The following is an 18596-nucleotide window of genomic DNA, read 5'->3' on the forward strand; positions in this document are numbered from 1 at the left end:
GGCCCGAATATTCCACCTATTAAATTCTCTCCAGAATGAGTCAAGGACCCCGCCGCCACATTGCGGCCACCACGCTGGAAGCCCTGCAACAGGGGTTTTACCAGTCGCCCACGGGCGCAACCATCCACATCAACGAGCTGCAACGTGCGGCCGAAACCGGCACCCGCCTCTACCGCCCCGAGGAAGGCGCGGAGCTGCTGGCCCAACTGCAAACGCCCACCACCGCAGGCCCCGCCGAGGTGCGGGTGTACCAGGCTACTACGCTCGAAGCCGTGGCCCAGTTAAAGGGCGAATTCGACCGGGTGGGCTGCCTCAACTTTGCGTCGGCCCGCAACCCCGGCGGCGGGTTTCTGCGGGGCAGTCAGGCGCAGGAAGAAAGTTTGGCGCGCTCCTCGGGGCTCTACCCGTGCCTTATGCGGTGCCCCGAAATGTATGCCCACAACCGCCGGCCCGGCAGCACCGGCCTCTACAGCGACTACCTCGGGTACTCGCCCGCGGTGCCCATTCTGCGCACCGACGCCGGCGACTGGCGGCCCCAGCCGCAGCTGGTCGACTTCATCACGGCTCCGGCCGTAAATGCCGGGGCCCTGCGCCGCAACTCGCCCGATTTGCTGCCGCAGCTGGAGCCGGTTATGCGCCACCGCCTGCGGCTGGTGCTGGCCGTTGCCGCCCGCCACGGCATCGAGGCGCTGGTGCTCGGGGCCTGGGGCTGCGGCGTATTCGCCAACGACCCGGCCCAGGTGGCCCGAATCTTCGCCGAAACCCTGGCCGACCCCGCCATCCGCACCCGTTTCCGCCGCCTCGACTTCGCCATCTACGACCCCAAACCGCCCCACAACACGCTCAAGGCCTTCGAGCAGGAATTGGCACCCCTGATGGCTTCCTGACTATAAAGCAGAACCGCTCCCTCCATCTCACTTCTCATGTCTCACAATCTCAGGTCTCATAATCTCAGGTCTCACATCTAAAAAGGCGGCCACCGACCGCAACGGCCCCGGCCGCTACGCTTCGTAGTGGCCCGCCGTTCCAACTCAACTGCCACTCCCTGAAAAAGCGGGTGTTGTAGGCTGGCGTTCCTTCGCTTGGTTGAAGCCCGGATTTCGGTTCGGGTTAGGGTTCGAATCCCCGCTGCGGCTTCCGGGCCGCGGTGATGCCGCCAGCCGCCCGTTACCCCGCCTTTGGGAAACACATTTCCCGACGTGCTGCTGCAAATTCAGCTCGTCAATCATTCTTGCCATTCAAATCTTAAACAGAAGAAAGCTAACCGCTAATAGCTCTCAGCTAACAGCTCAAAAAAATGGTCGGGTGCCGTAGGGTCGCGTTACTTCGGGTCGCCCGTTCGATTCGGGCCGTGGCTTCGGCCGCGTAGCTCAGCCAGGTAGAGCAGAACGGCCTTCGGGCCGGCCGCTGCCCGCCTGTTGCCCCGGCCGTTGTTTTTCCGCTGGAGTGGGTGCCGTAACCGGGCCTTACTTCGCACTTTTTAATGCCCAGGTCGCGGGTTCGAATCCCGCCGGTAGCCGCTTCGGGGGCCGCCGTAGCTCAGTGGCTAGAGCAGGACTAGTGGCCCGGTGCCCGTTGCCCCATTCGGGCGGAAAATGTCATTGGAAAAGAAGTGCCGTTGGTCGGCTATACTTCGTGAATTGGTTTCAGTAGAAATCCGCAGGTTCGAATCCTGTCCGGTTTAGCGCATGCGGCCGGTGGCTGAGTGGTTAAAAGCGCCTTTTGAAGCGACCTGTTATTGCCTTCTTTTCCTTATTAATATAGTCTGCTGACTAAAACGGGCCGGTGCCGTAGCCGCGCCATACTTCGTTTCCCCACGAGGAAATGCCGGTTCGAATCCGGCCCGCTGGCTTCGGCTGGCGGTGGCGAAATTGGTAGACGCACCCCTCGGCGTGGCGCTTGTTGCCCGGCCCGTTGCAGTTACAGCAATTTTCAGGTTGCTGAACAGGATGTAGAGACGCAACCCTTTGCGTCTCGTCGTTGAACGGCTGACACAGAACAAAACAAACAGAACAATTCACACAACATCAGCAACGACGAGACGCAAAGGGTTGCGTCGCTACATCGCGCTGACGGCTAAGAATAGCCCGGCTTCCAAAGCCGAAAAACGAAAAACAAACAACGAAAAACGACCCATCATGGCTTCACAACTACGCGGCAACGACCTTCGCCAACTGGGCTTCCCGGAAGGTCGGGCCATTGGCCTGGCGCTGGCTCAGCTCCAGCGCAAGCACCTCAGGAAACTCTCCCAAACCAACCAGCTGGAATTGCTGCGCGCCCTGCTCGCCAGCCCGGCTGATTTTCTCACCCACCTCGACTGGAGCCACACGGCCGCCGCGCTGCTGCCGGCCCCCAGCCGCCACATTGCCCTCGCCGAGCGCAAGGACTACGCCGTTTTCGGGGCCGAGCACATCGAGCCGGGCGCAATCCATCAAATGGAAACGGCCATGAAACTGCCCGTTACGGTCGCCGGAGCCCTCATGCCCGATGCCCACCACGGCTACGGCCTGCCCATCGGCGGGGTGCTGGCTACTGATAACGCCGTAATTCCCTACGCCGTGGGCGTGGATATCGGCTGCCGGATGGCGCTGTCGGTGTTTCCGCTGCCCCCCAAACACCTGGAGCAGCGGGTGCGGGAGCTGCGCAAGCTGCTGCTGGATAACACCCGCTTCGGCGGGCGCGAAATCTTCCGCCACGGCCAGCACCTCGACCACGAAGTGCTCAGCCGCGCCGCCTTCCGCGACATTCCGTTTCTGCACAACAAGCTCGACACGGCCGCTTTGCAAATCGGCTCCTCGGGCGGCGGCAACCACTTCGTGGAGTGGGGCGTGGTCGATATCACCGACCCGACCAACGAAATGGGCGTGCCCGTGGGCCAGTACCTGGGGCTGCTCTCGCACTCCGGCTCGCGGGGCCTGGGCGCGGCCGTGGCCAACCACTACACCAAACTGGCCCGCGACGTGTGCCAGTTGCCCGCCGAGGCCCAATACCTCGCCTGGCTAAGCCTCGATTCTGAAGCCGGCCAGGAGTACTGGGCCGCCATGAACCTGGCCGGCGACTATGCTTCGGCCTGCCACCACCAGATTCATCACCGGCTGGCCCGGGCCCTCGGCGAAAAGCCCCTGGCGAAAGTGGAAAACCACCACAACTTTGCCTGGAAAGAGCGCCTGGCCGACGGCCGCGAGGTAATCGTGCACCGCAAGGGCGCTACCCCGGCCGGCGCGGGCGTACTGGGCATCATTCCCGGCTCGATGACGGCCCCCGGCTACATCGTGCGGGGGCGGGGCGAAGCCTCGTCGCTCAGCTCGGCCTCGCACGGGGCCGGCCGGGCCATGTCGCGCACCCGCGCCAAAGCCGAACTGGGTGAAGCCGACCTGCGCCGCTACCTGCAACAGCACCAGGTGGAACTGCTCGGCGGCGGCCTCGACGAAGCCCCCCAGGCCTACAAGGATATCCGCCAGGTAATGGCCAGCCAGACCGAGCTGGTAGACGTGCTGGGCTCCTTCACCCCGCGCATCGTGCGGATGGAAGGGGGCGGGTAGGGGTGAAATGGTTAAAGATGAGCGAAAGCGTTTGTCATCCTGAGCGGAGCGAAGAACCTTAGCACGTTTGAACGGCCGTAATAACGACTCGTTTTAGCATGGCAGGGTCCTTCGCTCCGCTCAGGATGACAAGCGCTTTCGTGCGCCACTACTCACTACTCACTACCGAAACTGCGTCGCCCACCCGAATCAACCCGCCCTGGATGATGCGGGCGGTGAGGCCGCCGTGGCCGCGCATGGCGTTGTAGCCGCCGGGTCCCAACTCTTCTTCCATGCGCGAGCAGGGGTGGCACTCGCCGGTTATTTCCAGAATCACCTCGTCGCCGAGGTGGATTTGCCGGTTTTTGAGGGCCAGCAGGTTCAGGCCGCTTACTACCAGGTTGCGGCGCAGGCGGGCCGGGTCGAGGGGTTCGGCGAGCCCCAGATAACCCGCCACGGCCGCGAGGTGCTCGTGCTGGAGCAGCGTGATTTGCCGCTTGCCACCGGGGCGGGGGCGGGCATGGTCGCCGAGTAGGTGACGGTCGGTTTCGGCTTCGGCCTCGGCTACCACCTGCACGGCTTCGCGGCGTTTCGGGCGCAGGCCAATCCACTCGATGCGGCCCTGCTGGGGTAGGGTGCCCAGGAGCTTGGCAATGGTCGATTTATCGTCGCCGAAGAAAGGAACAGGCATTTGGGGGGAGTTTGATTGATTTAGTAAATCGTCTGTCATCCTGCGCTTGCGAAGGATCTATCCAGAAGCCAGCATCAGTAGGTAGCTTCTCTATAGGTCCTTCGCAAATGCAGGATGACAGACGATTTTAATAGCTGCTAAATTCCAAAGTGCCCGCCGCTCGCAATCAGCTTCGCTACTAGATAGGCGGCGCCGGCGGCCAGGGAGCCCACGCCAGCCATTTTGAGCGCCCCCATTACGGGCGGCTGGCCGGTAAGGCGGCTGCGAAAGTAGCCGAATACCAGCAGGCACACCAGTGTAATCAGCGCCGACCACAGCAGGCCCTCGGCGGGCGTGGCTGTAACGAAGTAGGCGCTCAGCGGAATCAGGCCCCCTACCACGTAGGCGCCGGCAATGGTGAAGGCGCTTTTGGGGGCCTGGCGCGGGTCGGGCTTTTCGAGACCCAGTTCGTATTTCATCATGAAGCGCACCCACTGGTCGGGGTCGGCCGTCAGCTCGCGCACGGCCAGCACCCGGGTGGCTTCCGACAACCCAATTTCGGCCAGCAGCTCGTCTACTTCGGCCCGCTCGGTTTCGGGGACGCGGGCCACCTCGTCGTACTCGCGCTTCAGCTCGGCCTCGTAGTGCTCTACCTCGGTGCGCCCGGCCAGGTAGCCGCCCAGGCCCATGGCAATCGAGCCGGCCACGATTTCGGCCAGGCCCGCCGTAATCACGAGGCCCGACGACGCGACGGCCCCGCTCAGGCCGGCAGCCAGCGCAAAGGGCACCGTCAGGCCGTCGGACAGGCCGATAACAATATCCTGGAGCACGGCCGAGCTGGTCAGGTGGTTTTCGGTGTGCGGGTGTGCGTGCGGATGCGCCATGGAAAAATGAGCTGGAAGGCAGTTAAACGGGAGGATATCGACTAACCTATGCTCCCTTCCTACGTATGCTAAGCCAACCGGACGGGTTTTCCGCCGGCTTTATTTTCTGATTTTCCCCGACTCCTTATCATGGCTAAATCCAACAGTTCGGCACCCGCCAAAAACCCGAAAGGCACCACCCAGGCCGCCAGCGTGCAGCCCGTTATGAACCAGCAGTTCGACGCCCCCAAGCCCCTCCAGAAATACGGCACCGTATCGCAGCGTCTGCCCATCGGCCTCGACGAAAAAACCCGCCAGCAGAGCGTAACCAGCCTCAACCAGCTGCTGGCCGACACGATGACACTGCGCGACCTTTACAAAAAGCACCACTGGCAGGTAGTAGGCCCCACGTTTTATCAGCTGCACCTGCTGTTCGACAAGCACTACGAGGAGCAGAGCGCCCTGGTCGATACCATTGCCGAGCGCATCCAGATTCTGGGCGGAGTAGCCATTGCCATGGCCCACGATGTGGCCGAGCTGACCACCATTCCGCGCCCGCCCAAAGACCGGGAGGAGGCGCCCGTGCAGGTGTCGCGCCTGCTCGAAGCCCACCAGATTATCCTCAAAAACTGCCACACGTACGCCAAAGAGGCCGATGACGCCGGCGATGACGGCACCAACGACGTGGTAGTGAGCGACGTAATGCGCACCAACGAGCTGCAAGTGTGGTTCGTTTCGGAGCACGTAGTAGACACCCCGCTGGTTAACGCCGAGTAGTTTCAGTTGACCAAGTGAAAAAAAGCTTCTTCCCGCTGCGGGAAGAAGCTTTTTTTATGCCCCGCTCGTTGGTGCCACCGCCGGCGTCGGGTGGTGGCGGCGGCGGTGGCGGCGGCGTTTTTTCAGGTGGTTTTCTTCGGCTTCTTCCACCGAGTGTGTCTGGCCCAGGTCGTGGTCCTGGCGGGCTTTTTCGGCCAGCAGGCAGAAGTAGTTATGCAGCATGTTGATTTCTTCCTCCGAAAAATCCTGGGCATTGATGAGGCGGTTGCTGGCACCCTGCTGGGCCGCCAGCAGCTCGTTGAGCTTGAGGTGCAGCACCAGCGAGTCTTTATTCTGGGCCCGCTGAATGAGAAACACCATCAGAAAGGTGATAATGGTGGTGCTGGTGTTGATGACCAGCTGCCAGGTTTCGGAGTAGTGGAACAGCGGCCCCGTGGCGGCCCATACCAGCACCGTAGTCAGGGCCAGGCAGAACGCCGCCGTGCTGCCCGACCACGCGGTAACCTTGGCGGCGAACCGGGCAAAGAAGCGCGTTGTGCCCGTTGGCGTTGCGGAAGCTGGTGGCTGCATACGACAGGAAAAGGGTGGGGGAGGGCAGCCGGAGTGGGCGTTTATTAAATATAGCGGTATTAAATGAATGCGAAATGAAAATTTTGCCCCTGACAATGAGCCCTAACCGCCACCGCGCCCCACTTTCTGACGGAAAAACCCGGCCCGCGCTTGCACCCTGACTTCGGACCCCCTACTTTTGTCATCGATTCGCCGCCTCAGTGAATCCGGAGGCCCTGGCTTCTGAGCAAAACAAGAGTGCTTGCCAACAACTGCGCACGTGGTGAAACTGGTAGACACGCCATCTTGAGGGGGTGGTGCCTTCGGGTGTGGGAGTTCGAATCTCCCCGCGCGCACTCTTACCTAAAAATCCGCTCTGGCTTTGGCCGGAGCGGATTTTTTGTTTGTAGTAGTTGATAAGGCACTAAAAGGGGAGTTGCTAGTCAGGTGATTCCGGTTAGGCTGTCTGCGCCGCCAGAACTACCCGAGTAGCAACTCCCCCTCGTTACTGGTCTGCCTTATTCCCACTCAATCGTAGCCGGCGGCTTCGAGCTGATGTCGTAGACGACGCGGTTGATGCCGCGCACCTGGTTGATGATGCGGTTGCTGACCTCGGCCAGGAACTCGTAGGGCAGGTGGGCCCAGTCGGCCGTCATGCCATCCACGCTGGTTACGGCGCGCAGGGCCACTACCTGCTCGTAGGTGCGCTCGTCGCCCATTACGCCCACGCTCTGGATGGGTAGCAGCATCACGCCGGCCTGCCATACGTGGTCGTAGAGGTTGTGCTCCTTGAGGCCGTTGATGAAGATGGCGTCGGCGCGCTGGAGCAGGTCTACTTTGTGGGGCGTGATGTCGCCCAGAATGCGGATGCCCAGGCCGGGGCCGGGGAAGGGGTGGCGATGCAGAATGTGACCCGGCAGCCCCAGGGCCGCGCCCACCTCGCGCACCTCATCTTTGAACAAAGCCCGCAACGGCTCCACAATTTTGAGGTTCATCTTCTCGGGCAGGCCGCCTACGTTGTGGTGGCTCTTAATGGTCACGGCCGGCCCATTCACCGACACCGACTCAATCACATCGGGGTAAATCGTGCCCTGGGCCAGCCAGCGGGCCCCCTGCACCTTTTGCGCCTCCTGGTCGAATACCTCGATGAAGGTGCGGCCGATGGCCTTGCGCTTCTGCTCGGGGTCGGTGAGGCCTTCGAGGGCCGCGTAGAACTCGGCGCTGGCATCCACGCCGCGCACGTTCAGGCCCAGGTCTTTGTAGGAGTGCAGCACGTCTTCGTACTCATCCTTGCGCAGCAGCCCGTTGTTCACGAAAATGCCGTGCAGCCGCGAGCCGATGGCGCGGTGCAGCAGCAGCGCCGCCACGCTCGAATCGACCCCGCCCGAAAGGCCGAGAATCACCTGGTCCTGCTCGCCGATGGTGCTTTGCAGCGTGGCCACCATGCTGTCCACGAAGTGCTCGGGCGTCCAGTCCTGGGCGCAGCCGCACACGTCCACCACGAAGTTGCGCATCAGCTGCTTGCCGTCGGTGGAGTGCGTTACCTCGGGGTGGAACTGGATGCCGTAGGTCTGCTGGCCCTCGATTTCATAGGCCGCCACGGCCACGTCGGGCGTGCCGGCAATGGCCAGGAAACCGGCGGGCAGCTCCTTAATGGTGTCGCCGTGCGACATCCAGACCTGCGAGCCGGGCGCCAGGCCGTGCAGCAGTGGGTGGTGCTGGTTGATGTGGGTGAGGCGGGCGCGGCCATACTCGCGGATGGTGGCCGGCAGTACCTCGCCGCCCTGCTGGTGGGCCAGCAGCTGGGCGCCGTAGCACACGCCCAGCACCGGCACCTGGCCCAGGTAGGCGCTCAGGTCGGGGTTGGGCGAATCGGCGTCGCGCACCGAGCAGGGCGAGCCCGAAAGCACCACGCCCCGGATATCCTCAGTGAGGTCCGGGGCGTGCGTAAACGGGTGAATTTCGCAGTAAACATTCAGCTCCCTAATGCGCCGGGCAATGAGCTGGGTGTATTGCGAACCGAAATCGAGGATGAGAATTTGTTCAGGCATAGACAAAAGTAGCGCCCCGCTGCCAGACCCGCCGCACTGGCCCGTCCTTTTTTTCGGCGCCCGCCCCGGGTCTGCCGGCTGGGCCACCGCCGCCAGCCATCCGCTGATGAGGCTACTCCGCGACTCATTGAGACGCTAAAAACAGCGCTATCGGGCCCGCAGCAGGCGGCTGAAAACCCGCTGCAACAAAAAAAGCCCCTGATTACCTTGCCCATAGCCGCCCGCGGAGGGAAATTCCGGCGGGGCGCGAAGAACTCAGCGAAACTGTGCCTACCTTTGTCGTGGCGAGTCAGAACGACCAGCTCCTGCTGAATTCCCCCAGGACCGGAAGGTAGCAAGGGTAGGTGGTTGAGCGGTGCGATTTTGGCTCGCTTTTTTTTGGATCACGGAGTAGCACGGATTTCAACGGATTGCACGGATTTTGTAGCCGGCCCGACCCGTTCGTTGCTGATCTGAGTATATAGCTTTTAAGAAGCTCGGAGAAAACAGAAAAGGCGGCCTATTTGGGCCGCCTTTTTGTTTTTGCGTACTTTGCGCCGCCGGCCGTTGCCAGCGCCGGACGTGTAGCGGACCGTAGGCGAATCGCCTGCAAAATCCGTGAAATCCGTTAAAATCCGTGCTAATCCGTGATCTGATGAAGTTTTTTCTTGACACCGCCAACCTCCAGGAAATTCAGGAAGCCGTAGAGTTGGGCGTACTTGATGGGGTGACCACCAACCCCTCGCTGATGGCCAAAGAGGGCATCAAAGGCACCGATGGCGTGATGAGCCACTACAAGCAAATCTGCGAAATCGTGGATGGCGACGTGTCGGCTGAGGTAATTGCCACTGACTACGAAGGTATTATCCGCGAGGGCGAGGCCCTGGCCGAGCTGCACCCCAACATCGTGGTAAAAGTGCCCATGATCAAGGAAGGCGTAAAAGCCATCCGCTACTTCTCTGATAAGGGCATCAAAACCAACTGCACCCTTATTTTCTCGGCCGGGCAGGCCCTGCTGGCCGCCAAGGCCGGCGCCACCTACGTGTCGCCCTTCGTGGGCCGTTTGGATGATATCGGCCACGACGGCCTGCAACTGGTGCAGCAGATTGTGGACATCTTCAGCAACTACGGCTACCCCACCCAGGTACTGGCCGCCTCGGTGCGCCACGTGCCCCACCTGATTCAGTGCGCCGAGCTGGGCGCCGACGTGGTTACCTGCCCGCTGAACGTTATCATGGGCCTGCTCAACCACCCGCTCACCGACAAAGGCCTGGCCACGTTCCTGGCCGACCACCAGAAGGTGAACAGTTAATTATGAATGCTGAATTATGAATTATGAATTGTGAATGGAGCCGGGGAGGTAAAATTCATAATTCATAATTCATAATTCATAATTCCCTCAGCCGTGTACATCATCAAAGTAAAGGGCAAGGCCAAAATTCCGGACTACATTCAGCTGCGGGACCAGGACTTCGTGCTCATTGCCTACTTCCGGGCCGACCGGCCGCTGAAGGACCTGCACCGCTACGGCCTCGAAGGCAAGGAAACCGAGCTGGCCGGCGTTATCAGCGGCCTCGAATTCGGCCGGCTGCAAAAGCTGGAAATCTAGGATTTATCAGGCGGGTTCGCCGTCAACTCCCACCCCATGACCGTTATTGAGCTGCACGACGCCTACATAATGCAGGATGTGAACACGGTACTGCAAAAGGTGACGTTTGCGCTGGAAAAGGGCGAGTTTGCCTACCTGGTGGGCCGCACGGGCTCGGGCAAAAGCTCCCTGTTGAAAACGCTGTACGCCGATCTGCCGCTGCCCGCCGGCACCGGCTCGGTGGTGGGCTTCGCGCTGCCGCGGGAGGCCAGTAGCAACGACAAAGTGCCCTATTTGCGGCGCAAGCTGGGCATCATCTTCCAGGATTTTCAACTACTTTTCGACCGCTCGGTGGCCGACAACCTGCTGTTCGTGCTGAACGCTACCGGCTGGAAGGGCAAGGCCCGCAAGCAGCAGCGCATTTCCGAAGTGCTGATGCGGGTAGGGCTGGCCAGCGTGGCCGGCAAAATGCCCCACCAGCTTTCGGGTGGCGAGCAGCAGCGGGTGGTCATTGCCCGCGCCCTGCTCAACGAGCCCTTGCTGCTGCTGGCCGACGAACCCACCGGCAACCTCGACCCCGATGTGTCGGACAGCATTATGAAGCTGTTCGTGGAAATCAACAACGCCGGCACGGCCGTGCTCATGGCCACCCACAACTACCAGCTCATCGAGCAGTACCCGCACCGGGTGCTCAAGTGCGAGCAGGGCCAGCTGATCGACTCGGCCGTTACGCCCTTCGTGCTGAGTTAGGGCCGCTTGGCGCCAAAAGCCAGCCGCCGCTGCAACCAATCGGCCTGCCGGGGCCTCTAAGAGTAGGCGGCCGGTTTGTGGGCCGCTCCATTTCACCCCGCCAGCTCCCACCCACTGCGCATGATCGGGCTTTCCGTGCTGATTCCGGTGTTTAACAACGACGTGCGGCCGCTGGTGCGCGCGCTGCTGGCGCAGGCACCCGATTGGCAGGGCCCCGTCGAAATCCGCTGCCTCGACGACGGCTCGCAGGAAGCGTTCCGGGTTCTGAACCGCGAACTGGCCGGGCTGCCCGGCGTGGTGTATGCCGAGCTGGCGCACAACGTGGGCCGGGCCGCCATTCGCAACCAGCTGGCCGCCGCCGCCCGCTACGCCTGGCTGCTGCTGCTCGACAACGATAGCCGCCTGCCCGACCACCAGTTTCTGGCCCGCTACCGGGCCGGCCGCCAGCTGGCCCCCGTACTGGCCGGCGGCACCACCTACGAGTCCCGGCCGCCTTCCGACGATGCCCTGCACCTGCGCTGGCTGTACGGCTGCCGGCGCGAAGCCCGCCCGGCCGCCGTGCGCCAGCAGGCCCCGCACGGCCAGCTCACGCTCAACAACCTGCTCGTGCAAACCAGTATTTTCCGGGAGCTGGGCCTGGATGAAAGCCTGACCCGCTACGGCCACGAAGACACCAAGTTCGGCTGGCTGCTGCGCCGCGCCGCCGTAGCGGTGCAGCACCTCGACAATCCCGTGCTGCACGACGGGCTGGAAGCGGCCCCGGTATTTCTGCAGAAAACCCACGACGCCGTGCGCAACCTCGTGCAGCTTTACCGCGCCGAAGGGCTGGGGGCCGATACCCGCCTGCTGCGGGCCGCGTTGCGCCTGCAACGCTGGGGCCTGAGCGAAGCCGTGCGCACTACCTTTCGCCTGCGCCAGGCCCAGGTGCAGCGCAACCTGCTCTCAACCCGCCCCAGCCTGCGCCAACTCGATGCCCTAAAGCTCTACTGGCTGCTAAATGAGCTGCGGTAAACAGCGACGCATCCAGGCACAAAAGAGGCCGGCTCTTCCGAAGAAGGGCCGGCCTCTTTTGTGCCTGGATGCGTCGCTGGCTAGTTCTTCTTGTCTTCGCCTTTGACTTCCTGCTTTACGTCTTTGAAGGCCCCGCTAACGGCCCCGCCTACCTTCTTGCCAACTTTAGCGGCACCCTGGCCGATGTCTTTGCCTACTTCGGCGGCGCCCTGGCCTACTTTTTTACCGGCCTGACCTACGTCTTTGCCGGCCTGCTCTACGTCCTGCACCGTATTGTCGGCGGCGCGGCCCACGGCCGAACGCTCATCCCGGGTGTCGTTGGCCACGTCCTTGGCCTCACCGGTTACGGCGTCAACGGCCTGGCCGCCCCGGATACCGGCTTTATCGGCCGATTTGAAGGCGGCGTACTTCAGTTTTTCCTTCTGAATTTCGGCCAGGTCCTTAACCGGAATATCCCCTTTCACCTTGTCGTAGGCTTCGTCCAGTGCGCGCCACTCCGCGTTGATGTTGCGCCAGTCGTCGATATCGTAGTTGTTCTCGTTGCGCTTCACCTCGTTTACGAAGTCCTCGTAGGTCTGGCGGGCGTTGGCCGCCGTTACGCGGCTGGCCGGCGAGCTGGGCTTGTAGTATTTGCCCAGCTTCATCTCGCCCGTTGAGGCTGAGCCCGAGCGGTTGGTCCAGGCGGCCTCGCGCTTGTCGTAGGCGGTGGTGTAGCGGTTGCGAAGCTGCTCGATTTCCTGGCGACGGGTGTCGTCGTACTGGTCGGCGTACTTATCTACGGCCGCTACTTTGCTGTCGAAATCGGACTTCATCTGAGCCGTAGCCCGATTGTAATCGTCTTCGGTTTCGTTAGCAGCCGCGTCGGCTTTCGCCTCCGTGTCCGATACAAAGGTCTGGAAGTCGTTGTAGGCCTGGTCTTTGTCGGCGGCCATTTCGGACTGCTGGGCGTTGTTGCAGCTGGTTTGCGTGAACAGGGCACCCGTTAGCAGCAGCGCCGACAGAACGGGAATGGTGAGGGTTTTGCGAAGCATAAGGTTGGTGTTTAATGAGGAAAGGGAGTTGCTGGAGAGAGCAGAACGGGCAGAAGCCTTGGGTGCTTAACGCAGCTTTCTGGCCTGCGGTTGCAGTGGCCCGGCGCATGCATTTTCTGCTGCTGTCCCGTGCGGGGGGAGCGTATCTTTGGGCCTCCGCTTATCATTTCTGCTTTTGCCCGTGTCCGTTTTGCCCCAGCCCGCTACGCCGCCGGCTCCCATTCAGCTGCTCGATTTAGCGGCCCAGCATGCCCCGTTGCAGGCCCAGCTAACGGCCGCCGCGGCCACCTGCCTGCACGAGGCTGCCTTTATTCAGGGGCCGGCCGTGGGGCAGTTTGCCGCCGAACTGGGCCAGTATCTGGGCGGGCCCCACGTAATCACCTGCGCCAACGGCACCGACGCGCTGCAACTGGCCCTGATGAGCCTGAACCTGCCCGCCGGAGCCGAGGTAATTGTGCCGGCCTTCACTTACGTGGCCACCCTGGAAGCTGCGGCCGTGCTGGGCCTGCGCCCCGTGCCGGCCGATGTACGGCCCGGTACCTTCAACCTCGACCCCGAGGCCGTGGCCGCCGCCCTCACGCCCCGCACCGGCGCCATCGTGGCCGTGCACCTGTTCGGGCAGTGCGCCGACCTTGTGGCCCTGCGCCAGCTGGCCGACCAGCATGACGTGGCCCTAATCGAGGATAATGCTCAGGCCATTGGGGCTACGTTTCAGGCCGAAAACGGGGTCCGCTGGGTGGCTGGCACGGTGGGGGAGGTGGGCACGACTTCGTTCTTCCCGAGCAAAAATCTGGGCGGTTTCGGCGACGGGGGCGCCCTGTTCACGCGCGACGCCACGCGGGCCGAGTACCTGCGCCAGCTGGCCAACCACGGTCAGACCCGCAAGTACCACCATCAGCACGTGGGCCTCAACTCCCGCCTCGACACCCTGCAAGCCACTTTACTGCGCGTGAAGCTGCCCCACCTGCCCGCCTGGACGGCTGCCCGCCAGCGCGTGGCCGCCCGCTACGATGCACTGCTCGGCGGCCTGCCGGGCCTTTCGGTGCCGGCCCGCGACCCACGCAGCTCCCACGTTTTTCATCAGTACACCATTACCCTAGCCGATAGGCCGGGCCACCGCGACGCGCTACAGCAGTTTCTGACGGCCCGGGGCGTACCCACGGCCGTGTACTACCCGCTGCCCAACCACTTGCAGCCGGCCTACGAGTACCTGGGCTACCGGGCGGGGCAGTTTCCGGTGGCCGAGCGCCTGTGCCGCTCGGTACTCTCGCTACCCATCCACCCAACCCTTACCGATGCGCAGGTGGCCTACGTGGCGGAGCAGGTGCGGACGGGGCTGGCAGGCCTGCACTAGCGGCTTGGCCCGGTTTTTTCTTTCCGGCGCTACCGTTCCGCTTTTCTTACTCCAGCTACTTCCGCACATGCGCTCTTTTCTGACTGTTTTTCTGCCCCTGGCCGGCGTTGCGGCGCTTACCACGGCCGCCATCAACAAGCCCGCGCAGGGTTTCAACATTTTCTCGGTGCAGCAGGATATCGAGCTGGGTGCCCAGGTGGCCCGCCAGACCGACTCGCTCTACCGGGCCAAGGGCCAGCTGCTGAGCCGCAGCGGCAACGCCCGCGCCTACCAGCTGCTCGATGGCGTGGTGAAGCGCGTGCTCGATAATGGCCAGCTCAAGTACCGCAAGGAGTTTCCCTGGGATGTGCAGATCATCAAGGACGACCAGACCCAGAACGCCTTTGCCACGCCCGGCGGCCACATTTACGTGTTTTCGGGGCTGATTAAATACCTCGACAACGAGAACGAGCTGGCCGGGGTGCTGGGCCACGAAATTGCCCACGCCGACCGCCGCCACAGCACCCAGACCATGCAGAAACAGTATGGCACCAGCATGTTGCTGGGCCTGCTGCTGGGCAACCGCGCCAACAGCCAGCTCGTGCAGATTGCCTCCGGCCTGGGCCAGCTCAAGTTCAGCCGCACTTACGAAACCGAGGCCGATAAGTACTCCACCATCTACCTCAACGGCACCCGCTACTACGCCTGCGACGGGGCCGCCGGCTTCTTCATCAAAGCCGAAAAAGAAGGCGGCGCCCGCGCGCCCGAGTTTCTGAGCACCCACCCCAACCCCGGCGCCCGCGTCCAGAACATTCAGCGCAACGCCCAGCAATTGGGCTGCACCGGCAAGGCCGTGAGCAACAAAAATTTCCAGGAGCTGAAGCGGATTCTGTAAGGTGGCAGGGAGAAACGGTACGGGAACTGGGGGTAGAGCGTAGCAAACAGAACGTCATTGTGAGCGGAGTCGAAGAATCTCTACCGCTTCGTTGCCAAAGCGCTTGTTATGCTGACGAAGGAAGAGTCTCGCGTGCAGACGAAGCGGTAGAGATTCTTCGACTCCGCTCAGAATGACGTTTTTTCTCCCTACTCCCTACTCCCTGCTCCCTCGCTCAATCCGCGTCGGGGGTGGCGGTGGGGGCCAGCAGGACGCGCTTTAGTTCTTCGCGGTGCAGGCGCCAGTCGGGCATAAACTCGTCCATGAGGCCCCAGAAACGGGCGTTGTGCAGGCGCTCGTGCAGGTGGGTCAGCTCGTGCACCAGCACGTATTCGAGGCAGGGCAGGGGGCGCTTGATGAGCTCCAGATTCAGCCAGATGCGGGCCGCCCCAATGTTGCAGGTGCCCCAGCGGGTGCGCATCTGCTTGATGCCCCAGGCCGCGGCCGAGCGGCCGACCACCGGCTCCCACTTGGCCAGCAGCTCGGGCAGCCGCTGTTTCAGCTGCTGCCGGTACCAGGCCGTGAGCACGGCCTCGCGCTGGGCGGCGGTGCTATTGGCGGGCGCGTAGAGCCACAGCTGCTGGGTATCGGGCCGCAGCTCCACCCAGGGGCGGGCGGCGGGGTGTACTGCCAGCGTGTAGGGCTGGCCCAGAAACGGGACGGTCTCGCCGGTTTCGTAGCGCGGCGCCGGGGCGGCCGGCTGGCGGGCGGCGAACCGCTGCTGGTGCTGCACAATCCAGCTCCGGCGGGCCTGCACAAAGGCTTCGATGGCTGCCGCAGGCGTGTGCAGCGGCACCGCCACCCGGATGCGGCCCCCGGCATACACCGTCAGGCGCAGGCTGCGCATGCGCTGGCGCACAAGGTCAATTTCAAGACCGGCAATTTCCATGGAGTAAACTTCAGGCCGCAAGCTACAAGCAAGCTTCAATACATAAGCGGCAAATGCCCCGGGCGCCCGGCTATCGGCTGGGGTGTTGCCCAAAGCTGGTAGCTTGCGGCTGGGGGAGCAGCGGCCGCATGGCGACCAAGCTGGTGTTGCCCGAAGCTTGTAGCTTGCGGCTTGAAGCTTGCAGCTAAAATATGGATGTTCGTTTTGTTATCTGCGGAGTGGGCCACATTGGTCGCCGCCACGCTGCGCTGGTAGCAGCCCATGCCGGGGCCGAGCTGGTGGCGCTGGTCGATATCCGGCCCGAGCTGGCGCCGGCGCTGGCCGCCGAGTTTCCCGGCGTGCCGTTTTTTTCTTCGCTCGATGACTACCTCGCCCACGGCCCCGCCGCCGACGTGCTGACGGTGGCCACGCCCAACGGCCTGCACGCCAGCCAGGCCATTCGGGGCCTGCGGGCGGGCCTGCACGTGGTGGTCGAAAAGCCCCTGGCCCTGCATAAGTCCGACGCCGAGGACATTGTGCACACGGCCCTGCAAACCGGCCGCTTCGTGTTCGGGGTGATGCAGAACCGCTACTCGCCGCCCGCCGCCTGGCTCAAGCAGGTGGTGGACGAAGGCCGGCTGGGCCGCGTGTTTCTGGTGCAGCTCAACTGCTTCTGGAACCGCGACGAGCGGTACTACACCCCCGGCAGCTGGCACGGCACCCGCGCCGCCGACGGCGGCACGCTCTTCACCCAGTTCAGCCACTTCGTCGATTTGCTCTACTGGGTGTTCGGCGACATCACCAACATTGCAGCCCGCTTCCGCGACTTCACCCACGAACACCTCACCGAGTTTGAGGATTCGGGCCTAGTTACTTTCGACCTCGTGCGCGGCGGCAGCGGCACGCTCCAGTACAGCACCGCCGTCTGGGACCGGAACCTGGAAAGCTCCCTGACGGTGGTAGCCGAGCGCGGCAGCCTGCGCCTGGGCGGCCAGTACATGGACAAAGTGGAGTACTGCCACCTCCAGGACTACACACTGCCCACGCTGCCGCCTACCAACCCCGCCAACCAGTACGGCCCCTACCAGGGCTCGGCCGCCAACCACGTCCACGTCATCGACAACGTAGTAGAAACCATACGGCAGCGCGGCGTAGCTACCACCAACGCGCTGGAAGGCCTGAAAGTGGTGGAAATGATTGAGCGGATTTACGCGCTACAGTAAGCTATATGCAGTACTTGCAGCAAGTGGCAACGGTAAAAGTCAGAGGCCAGTCTGAACTACAAGGTATTGTACTGGCTAGTGGAGCGAAATGGGAGCTGTTGCGCAGTATTCCAGTGGACTATGTAGTTGACGGGTTGGTGTTTGTTAATCAGAAATACCTACTGAAGAAGACGCGCGGAGAGGATGAAGAATTTGCCGAGAAAATATTGCGACTCAAAATGGTATCGTTTGAGAACAGGCAGCAATTCGACCTTGATTCAACGCCAAATCTTTTCACTCAACTACAGCAGCAAGAGAAACTAGTGCAACTCACGCTCCACGATGATTCTGTTAATTTCATTGGCCAGATTGTCCAAGTGAACCGGCAGTCTTTCAGATGTAGACTGCTGGGTGTCAAAGCTGAATGGTTGCAAGAAGTCAACATAAAATATGCTGAAGTAAGAACAATCGGTTTGGCAACTGATTACGTTCTCTCGTTACAACTAGTAATAGATAGTGAAGATAGTTTAACCTGATAGCTGTAACGGTACCTAACATATGCCCAACCCCTACGACCAGCAGGCCCAAACCGACCTGCGCGCCTGGCAGCAGCGGATGCGGCAGAAACCCACGTTGCTCAACCGCTTCACGCGCCAGCTGCAGGCGCGGCTCAATGCCATGCTGCCCGAAAAGGTGCACCGCGTCCTCACAGCTACTATTCAGAAAATGGTGGAGGGCGTGCTATTCGGCTCGCAGCATACCACCCGCCAGCCGGTGGCCGAGGGCACGCTGGCCGAGCGCGAGGCGCGGGTACGGGCGCGTATCCGCAACTACCGCAACGCGGCGGCCGTGGAGGGCGGGGCCACCGGGGCCGGGGGCTTCCTGCTGGGTCTGGCCGATTTTCCGCTGCTGCTCGGCATCAAGCTCAAGCTGCTCTTCGACATTGCCGCCCTCTACGGCCACGACGTGCGCCAACTCTCCGAGCGACTCTACCTGCTGCACATCTTCCAGCTGGCCTTCAGCAGCCAGCACACCCGCCGCGAAACCTACCACCAGCTGGCCGCCTGGCCCACCACCGAGGCCACTGCCACTGCCGAAACCTTCGACTGGCGCCAGTTTCAGCAGGAATACCGCGACTATATCGACCTGGCCAAGATGGCCCAGTTGCTGCCCGTGGTGGGCGCGGCCGTGGGCGCAGTGGCCAACTACCGGCTGCTGGCCCAGCTCGGCGAAACGGCCATTATGGCCTACCGCCTGCGCTGGTTCGCCCAGGCCCCCGAGCTGCCATTGGTTGCTTCGCCGGACGTGCTGCCTGAGTAAGCCACGGCTTGCTGGAAACAAATTTAAAAACACCCTGACGATTGTCGTTGGGGTGTTTTTGTGTGTATGGGTCTGAAAAACAATAAACTGCCCTGCGTTTTCTGATGCAGTGCGAGTGGGGCACGGGCAGTTGATGGAAACTAAAAAGC

Annotated in this window: 18 protein-coding genes, 1 tRNA gene and 1 other RNA gene; 14 read left to right on the top strand and 6 right to left on the bottom strand. The window is 62.4% G+C overall.

The annotated features are described in order from the left end of the window. Window positions 1-35: 35 nt before the first annotated feature. The gene (locus tag BMY67_RS05710) at window positions 36-887 is read left to right on the top strand and encodes a TIGR02452 family protein (RefSeq protein WP_092769265.1); all 852 of its coding nucleotides are present in this window, start codon (window positions 36-38) and stop codon (window positions 885-887) included. A 1251-nt stretch (window positions 888-2138) separates the two neighbouring features. After that, complete coding sequence (locus BMY67_RS05715) at window positions 2139-3542, top strand: RtcB family protein (protein WP_092769636.1); 1404 nt, start codon at window positions 2139-2141, stop codon at window positions 3540-3542. A 148-nt stretch (window positions 3543-3690) separates the two neighbouring features. On the opposite strand, the gene BMY67_RS05720 is transcribed toward BMY67_RS05715, so the two are convergent. Both BMY67_RS05720 and BMY67_RS05725 read right to left on the bottom strand, forming a co-directional pair. Beyond that, a complete protein-coding gene (locus BMY67_RS05720) occupies window positions 3691-4212 on the bottom strand; it encodes an MOSC domain-containing protein (RefSeq protein ID WP_092769268.1) in 522 nt (173 codons plus the stop codon). A 137-nt stretch (window positions 4213-4349) separates the two neighbouring features. Continuing rightward, a complete protein-coding gene (locus BMY67_RS05725; RefSeq protein ID WP_177189703.1) occupies window positions 4350-5075 on the bottom strand; it encodes a VIT1/CCC1 transporter family protein in 726 nt (241 codons plus the stop codon). Window positions 5076-5204: 129 nt separating this feature from the next. On the opposite strand from BMY67_RS05725, the gene BMY67_RS05730 reads away from it, so the two are divergent. Further along, entirely contained in the window at window positions 5205-5831 is a 627-nt protein-coding gene (locus BMY67_RS05730) for a Dps family protein (protein WP_092769271.1), read from the top strand. A gap of 54 nt (window positions 5832-5885) precedes the next feature. On the opposite strand, the gene BMY67_RS05735 is transcribed toward BMY67_RS05730, so the two are convergent. Beyond that, window positions 5886-6401 carry a low affinity iron permease family protein gene (locus tag BMY67_RS05735; RefSeq protein WP_092769273.1) on the bottom strand — a complete coding sequence of 172 codons (516 nt, stop codon included), beginning with the start codon at window positions 6399-6401 and terminating at the stop codon, window positions 5886-5888. Between the two features lie 253 nt (window positions 6402-6654). Here BMY67_RS05735 and BMY67_RS05740 point away from each other — a divergent pair. Further along, window positions 6655-6736 (top strand) — tRNA-Leu (locus BMY67_RS05740). 162 nt (window positions 6737-6898) lie between these two features. On the opposite strand, the gene guaA is transcribed toward BMY67_RS05740, so the two are convergent. Continuing rightward, window positions 6899-8431: a glutamine-hydrolyzing GMP synthase gene (gene guaA, locus BMY67_RS05745; protein WP_092769276.1), complete on the bottom strand. Its 1533-nt coding sequence runs from the start codon at window positions 8429-8431 to the stop codon at window positions 6899-6901. Window positions 8432-8712: 281 nt separating this feature from the next. On the opposite strand from guaA, the gene ffs reads away from it, so the two are divergent. The 5 genes from ffs (at window position 8713) to BMY67_RS05770 (ending at window position 11759) form a co-directional block, all read left to right on the top strand. After that, an RNA gene (gene ffs, locus BMY67_RS05750) (signal recognition particle sRNA small type) lies at window positions 8713-8809 on the top strand. Window positions 8810-9065: 256 nt separating this feature from the next. Continuing rightward, a complete protein-coding gene (fsa, locus tag BMY67_RS05755) occupies window positions 9066-9722 on the top strand; it encodes a fructose-6-phosphate aldolase (RefSeq protein ID WP_092769278.1) in 657 nt (218 codons plus the stop codon). A gap of 93 nt (window positions 9723-9815) precedes the next feature. Then, window positions 9816-10019 carry a fructose-6-phosphate aldolase gene (locus BMY67_RS05760; protein ID WP_092737004.1) on the top strand — a complete coding sequence of 68 codons (204 nt, stop codon included), beginning with the start codon at window positions 9816-9818 and terminating at the stop codon, window positions 10017-10019. A gap of 36 nt (window positions 10020-10055) precedes the next feature. Then, the gene (locus BMY67_RS05765; RefSeq protein ID WP_092769280.1) at window positions 10056-10748 is read left to right on the top strand and encodes a cell division ATP-binding protein FtsE; all 693 of its coding nucleotides are present in this window, start codon (window positions 10056-10058) and stop codon (window positions 10746-10748) included. A 120-nt stretch (window positions 10749-10868) separates the two neighbouring features. Further along, window positions 10869-11759: a glycosyltransferase family 2 protein gene (locus tag BMY67_RS05770; RefSeq protein WP_092769282.1), complete on the top strand. Its 891-nt coding sequence runs from the start codon at window positions 10869-10871 to the stop codon at window positions 11757-11759. Window positions 11760-11839: 80 nt separating this feature from the next. On the opposite strand, the gene BMY67_RS05775 is transcribed toward BMY67_RS05770, so the two are convergent. Then, entirely contained in the window at window positions 11840-12790 is a 951-nt protein-coding gene (locus BMY67_RS05775; protein ID WP_092769284.1) for a DUF6565 domain-containing protein, read from the bottom strand. Window positions 12791-12971: 181 nt separating this feature from the next. Between BMY67_RS05775 and BMY67_RS05780 the strand changes: the two genes are divergently transcribed. Together BMY67_RS05780 and BMY67_RS05785 are read left to right on the top strand one after the other, a co-directional pair. Beyond that, window positions 12972-14144 (top strand): DegT/DnrJ/EryC1/StrS family aminotransferase, encoded by a 1173-nt coding sequence (locus BMY67_RS05780; RefSeq protein WP_245744901.1) that lies wholly within the window; start codon window positions 12972-12974, stop codon window positions 14142-14144. A 67-nt stretch (window positions 14145-14211) separates the two neighbouring features. Beyond that, the gene (locus BMY67_RS05785) at window positions 14212-15018 is read left to right on the top strand and encodes a M48 family metalloprotease (protein WP_092769289.1); all 807 of its coding nucleotides are present in this window, start codon (window positions 14212-14214) and stop codon (window positions 15016-15018) included. Window positions 15019-15232: 214 nt separating this feature from the next. Here the strand turns inward: BMY67_RS05785 and BMY67_RS05790 are convergent, their stop codons facing one another. Beyond that, window positions 15233-15946, bottom strand: a complete 714-nt coding sequence (locus BMY67_RS05790) for a M48 family metallopeptidase (RefSeq protein WP_092769291.1) — start codon at window positions 15944-15946, stop codon at window positions 15233-15235. A gap of 191 nt (window positions 15947-16137) precedes the next feature. Between BMY67_RS05790 and BMY67_RS05795 the strand changes: the two genes are divergently transcribed. Genes BMY67_RS05795 through BMY67_RS05805 form a run of 3 tightly spaced genes read left to right on the top strand, consistent with a single transcriptional unit; the run spans window position 16138 to window position 18447 of the window. Then, window positions 16138-17148 (top strand): Gfo/Idh/MocA family protein, encoded by a 1011-nt coding sequence (locus BMY67_RS05795; RefSeq protein WP_092769293.1) that lies wholly within the window; start codon window positions 16138-16140, stop codon window positions 17146-17148. A 5-nt stretch (window positions 17149-17153) separates the two neighbouring features. Beyond that, window positions 17154-17663, top strand: a complete 510-nt coding sequence (locus BMY67_RS05800) for a hypothetical protein (RefSeq protein WP_092769295.1) — start codon at window positions 17154-17156, stop codon at window positions 17661-17663. Between the two features lie 22 nt (window positions 17664-17685). Continuing rightward, window positions 17686-18447, top strand: coding sequence for an EcsC family protein (locus tag BMY67_RS05805; RefSeq protein WP_092769297.1), 762 nt, complete (start codon window positions 17686-17688; stop codon window positions 18445-18447). The last annotated feature ends 149 nt before the right edge of the window (window positions 18448-18596 follow it).

Source organism: Hymenobacter actinosclerus (assembly GCF_900111515.1).
GTDB lineage: Bacteria > Bacteroidota > Bacteroidia > Cytophagales > Hymenobacteraceae > Hymenobacter > Hymenobacter actinosclerus.